This is a genomic window from Psychromonas hadalis ATCC BAA-638, assembly GCF_000420245.1.
Classification (GTDB): Bacteria; Pseudomonadota; Gammaproteobacteria; order Enterobacterales; family Psychromonadaceae; genus Psychromonas; species Psychromonas hadalis.
This window is the reverse complement of sequence record NZ_ATUO01000219.1, coordinates 1-4824: the sequence shown is the minus strand read 5'-3', so window position 1 is coordinate 4824 and position 4824 is coordinate 1. Positions and strand designations below refer to the sequence as shown.

Sequence of the window (4824 nt, the reverse complement as noted above, 5' to 3'; positions counted from 1 at the left end):
GGTGTCATAGAGAAAAGTGCTTTTGTGATTAGATTAAGCTTACTTACAAATAATTTAGTCTTCATTGCGAGTACCTTCAATCAGTTAAGTCTTATTTATAAGTATAGACAACAATTAGCTACAACAGAGCCAAATTTTTATTCATCAATGGCAACATCAAACGGACCGAAGATAACTGTTTCATATTCTGCATGCACTTCCATTGCTAATAACTCACTTCAGCATGTCTTCAATAACTACATCTGCATTACATAAGCTAAAACTATCATATACGAGCGTATTATAAGTGTAGGTTAAATAATCATCGGACATATGCAGATCAAATTTCTCCTTCTCGAATTTGGTGTCAGAAATAGTTGTCTTATACGTAACTATCACTTCAAACTCAAGATCACACCAAATTTTGAGTGAATTATATCACTTACATTAGGCACTTCTTCATCATATTCTAGAGTTTCAGAGCAATCCCATATTTCCCAGAAGTCACTTCCGGAAACTTCTGCGCAATTTGCTTCTGGTAAAGTGATTTCAAATAATGCTTCAGGTACAAATTCTCCAGCTCCTACTGGTTTACCTGCTAAAACCAATGGGCTAAAAATAAACCCCGTAGCTACTAAACCCGGTATTATTAAATTTTTCATACTAACTTCATTGGCTATTTTATTTTTATACTGCTAAATATAATTTTACAAGCTTTCAATAAGATCTTTGTAAGTTCACGGTCAATGACAGATAGCGTGGCCCCCTGACAATCCCTATGAGGTTAGGATCTACCAGCGTTTTGATTATGATATTTAGGGATTAAAATACGTTTTTAGGAACAAGTAAGAAGCTAAAATATGACAGGCTTTTGCAGGGTATAAAAGGTTATCATTTTTACGCATCAAAGGGACGATGTTCGAACTTTATTCATCAGAAGAAAAAAATATGAGGTAAGCATATTTTAGATATTACGAAAATGTATGTTTCTTCTACCTAACCTCGTAAAAAACTGAGTCATAAAAACGGCTCAGTTTTTATATAAATAATCTAAGCTAACAGTTTTTTGACCACTTTCACGAGATCCTGTGGTTTATTCAGATAAGAAGCATGCTCCAACAGGATTGCATTATCGCCATAGGTTAATAGTAAGGCAGGAAATGCACTGTTTTGCATAAATGCCTGTAATTCTTGAATATCGGATTGCTGATAAAGGGCTTCATTGCTTAAAACCTCTTTAAATACCTTGTTTGGCGGTGAAAGTTTAAACTGTGCAACTAACGTATTAAAATCACGTTTACAACCAAAGGGGTTGCCTTCAACAAAGTGCTCTTTTTGCAACGCATTGAGGATTGGTAATACTTTCTCAGGCTGTTTATCTTGCAACCAGGCCATAAAGTTTGCTGTTAATATGGCATTTTTAGGACTGTCTGCAAAACGAATATGCTCTTGACCAAATGTCTGACCACTCTGTTTTTCAGCGGCTTTAATCTGTGAGAAACCCGCACAATCACTGCCATCATAGTGTGCACAATGCCAATTATGAACTTCAAGTTCGGGGAAACTATCACTGAGTGCATTCACCAGAGGCGTTGTAGCGTAACTCCACGGGCAGTGAGAATCATAAATAAAATAAAGTTCGGGGTGCATAATTTAACCTTCTAGAAAACAGAGACAAACAGCGTGTTTAACAGCCAACTTATTGTCTGTTTTTGTTAATAAACCAGAGCAATTATCACGTTTAAAAACGGTTAAATAATCACTATTTTGATGGGCGACTAATAACCAGTTTTGATCAGGTGACAAAACAAAATGACGTGGAAATAGTCCACCAGTTTCTGTCAAAGTGACCACAGTCAACAAACCTGTTTGAGCATCAACAGAAAAAATAGCGATACTATCATGGCCACGGTTACTCACATAGAGATAACCACCATCATTACTCAATGTGACTTCAGCAATGTAACTCTCAGTTTGATTATCATTTGGCAAGCTACTTATTGTCTGTAATAGGTCTAATTCACCCTTTTTAGGGTTAAAAGCAAACACCGTCACTTCACTGTTAAGTTCATTACCAAGGTATAACTTATCACCATCCATATTAAAAGTCAGGTGCCTTGGCCCTGCACCCGCAGGTAATGAAGCACTAAACACTAACGAGAGCTGTTTTTCACTGACACGATAAACTTTTAGCGCATCAATCCCTAAATCAGCCACCACTAAAAATTGCTCATCCACACTTAATTGGCTTGCATGAGCATGGGCGCTTGCTTGTCGCTGGAGATCACCTCCCTGACCTTGATGCTGGACATCAGCGTAGGCAGGTAATAACTTATTTTCTGTTAGTGAAAATGCACTCACATTACCAGAGCCATAATTGCTCACAAAGGCTTTATTAGCGCTCAAGTTAATATGACAAGGAGAGCCTCCTAATGTACTTTGCTTATTGATAAAACGAGGTGACTTAGGATCGTTAATATCAAAGCAACCAAGCTCACCATTAACGTCATGCTCACTCACCGCTAGCAGATAGCTTTTATCTTTAGTCACCGCTAAAAAACTTGTGTCAGGTAGTTCAGAAATCGTTTTTAATTCAACTAACTGTCCGTTTTGATGATTGAACTCTGCAACGGTGATACCTGCATTGTTATTGGGAGTGTAACTACCTATATATAGAATATTATTCATTTTATTGTTTCTCTCAATTTAAGGGACAGCTAACACGGCGCAGTTGCACAGGTCGTCACTTTCAAATTGAGTTAACTCACCCGCTTGTAGACCAGGCACTGGAAACAGACGTACCGTAAGTGGTTTATTGAGACGAAATGCCATGGTGCCTGTATCCGCCATTAATGCCGCAATTTTATCCGATGGGGTATCTCCCGGAATCGGCACCGTATCTAGCCCAATACCACACACCGCGCTGTAGGTTAACAGCGAACGAATATCATAATCGCCATCAATGGTGCCTTGTGCAAGCCCTCTGTCTTCCGTTACCGCTAACATCAATCCCGAAAATCCCACTAAAGGTAACGCTGTTATCGATTTAAAAACACGCGTTAACAATGCAGAGGCTTCCACCGTGCCCGATGCACCAAAAAAGGGAACACCAAGCTGTTTATACACCTCAACCATACTGGCACAATCTTTTGAGGGAGCAGCTGAGCTGTCGATGCCAGCGAAAACAAACTCACCTTGATGATCATTTTCATCAAACTCTGTGATGATGTTGGCCACCTGTGCAACATGATATTGCAATGCTTGTGACATTAACTGCTGATATTGCTTTAACCGTTCTTGTGGATTATTTTGTGGGTTACTTTCATTAAAATCACTTAATACTTTCACTAACAAATCTGGCGTTTCAAAACCAATTACATAACGATTTCCAAGTGCACTATCATGATAACTGGCAGGAAAATAAGGAATTAAAGGTTGGCAGTTAAAGTTAACAGTAAAGTTAAAGTTTCCCTCACCACGATCAGTAATGTGTGCGATTTTTTCAACCGCTTGCACACACGCATCAATGCGCATTTTATCAAGCACTGAAAATTCATCAATGGGGATATTAACGCACGCATTACACAGGTCACCAAACTCTTTTATTAACTCAGGTAACAGTGCGATTTCATGTATTGTTTTCACTTCACCAATCGCAAAACGAATGCGTAAACCATCCGATTTAATCGTGTTTAACAACGAGCGGATCAGTTGCAGATCATCTTTTGCAGTTTGTAAGTTATCGGTATTGAGGTATTCAGAGAAAGCATTGGTCACAATACGAATAGATTGCACTTGGTAATCTTGCTCAGCAAATCGACTGGCCAATAATAGACAAAAATCAGAGGCTTTTTTAATTTCATTTTGCCATAAGTTTTTATCTTTAGTTAACACTAAAAAAGTGGTGATAGTACGCAGTTTACAGAGGGACTTATCTTTAAAATTCACAATTTCTCCTTTAATTATTCAACAGCCACTTTTTACGATCTCATAAACAGGTGGGACCGTTGCAGAGGAAGCTTGGGTGTATTTGAAGTAACAATTATCATCCTGTACATTAAAATCTTCATTAAAATCATAGCCAATATAGGTGAAAGCAACGCCCTGCTCCTCAATTTCAAAATCATCAGAAAGACCAATGCGTTGCTCAATATCGGTATTATCTAAATAGCTCCATTTTAACCGAGTATCATAATGACCATCACCATTAGTATCAACATCAATGAGATCCTCTCTATTAGGCACGGGCTGAGCGGCATAACTCGGCAGTTTAGATTTAATAAACATAAAGTCGTTGGCAACTTTAACACTTACTTTAATTTGTGTTATCACTTCAATGCGCGTATCAGAAGAGAGTGATATAAATTTAGGCACTGCCACTGCAGATAAAATGCCTAAAATAACAATCACTACTACTAACTCAATTAATGTAAAGCCTTTACTCACATATTCTCCTTATTTTAGCTTTGTAGCAACACGATTAAGCACTAAAATTCTACGCACATTCTTACACAATTTTCTAAAATGGGCGATCTCTTAAAAATGAGGAATTTCACCACACTCAGTTTTATATTGCCAGTCAATGAGTTCTGTATCTACAGACTCTAGCAACTTTTTCAGGCGGCCCACACAGGTATCGACTCAAATTTGGGGTTAGGCATATCAAAAATAAAATTATCAGACATTAATGGGATAATTTTTAACATCACGGTTTGACGATCGGGTTTTTATTACTAATCATACCATTCCACATAATATTGTGATCAGGGCTTGTTGAGGAAAAATGATGAAGAGCAAGGCGCATGATTGAGTAATAGCTAGCTATTGCGATTGAATGCAACGTAG

Annotated in this window: 5 protein-coding genes; all 5 read right to left on the bottom strand. The window is 37.9% G+C overall.

Annotated features, from left to right (window positions below):
• Positions 1-374: 374 nt before the first annotated feature.
• The gene (locus G322_RS0117615) at positions 375-641 is read right to left on the bottom strand and encodes a hypothetical protein (RefSeq protein WP_022943016.1); all 267 of its coding nucleotides are present in this window, start codon (positions 639-641) and stop codon (positions 375-377) included.
• Positions 642-1029: 388 nt separating this feature from the next.
• Positions 1030-1629: a thioredoxin domain-containing protein gene (locus G322_RS0117610; protein ID WP_022943015.1), complete on the bottom strand. Its 600-nt coding sequence runs from the start codon at positions 1627-1629 to the stop codon at positions 1030-1032.
• Between the two features lie 3 nt (positions 1630-1632).
• Complete coding sequence (locus tag G322_RS0117605) at positions 1633-2667, bottom strand: lactonase family protein (RefSeq protein ID WP_022943014.1); 1035 nt, start codon at positions 2665-2667, stop codon at positions 1633-1635.
• An 18-nt stretch (positions 2668-2685) separates the two neighbouring features.
• Positions 2686-3927, bottom strand: coding sequence for a DUF711 family protein (locus G322_RS0117600; protein ID WP_022943013.1), 1242 nt, complete (start codon positions 3925-3927; stop codon positions 2686-2688).
• An 18-nt stretch (positions 3928-3945) separates the two neighbouring features.
• Positions 3946-4425, bottom strand: coding sequence for a type II secretion system protein (locus G322_RS0117595; protein ID WP_022943012.1), 480 nt, complete (start codon positions 4423-4425; stop codon positions 3946-3948).
• Positions 4426-4824 lie beyond the last annotated feature (399 nt).

Coding starts and splice junctions, on each gene's coding strand:
- G322_RS0117615 (WP_022943016.1), bottom strand. CDS start 641: ATGAAAAATTTAATAATACCGGGTTTAGTAGCTACGGGGTTTATTTTT.
- G322_RS0117610 (WP_022943015.1), bottom strand. CDS start 1,629: ATGCACCCCGAACTTTATTTTATTTATGATTCTCACTGCCCGTGGAGT.
- G322_RS0117605 (WP_022943014.1), bottom strand. CDS start 2,667: ATGAATAATATTCTATATATAGGTAGTTACACTCCCAATAACAATGCA.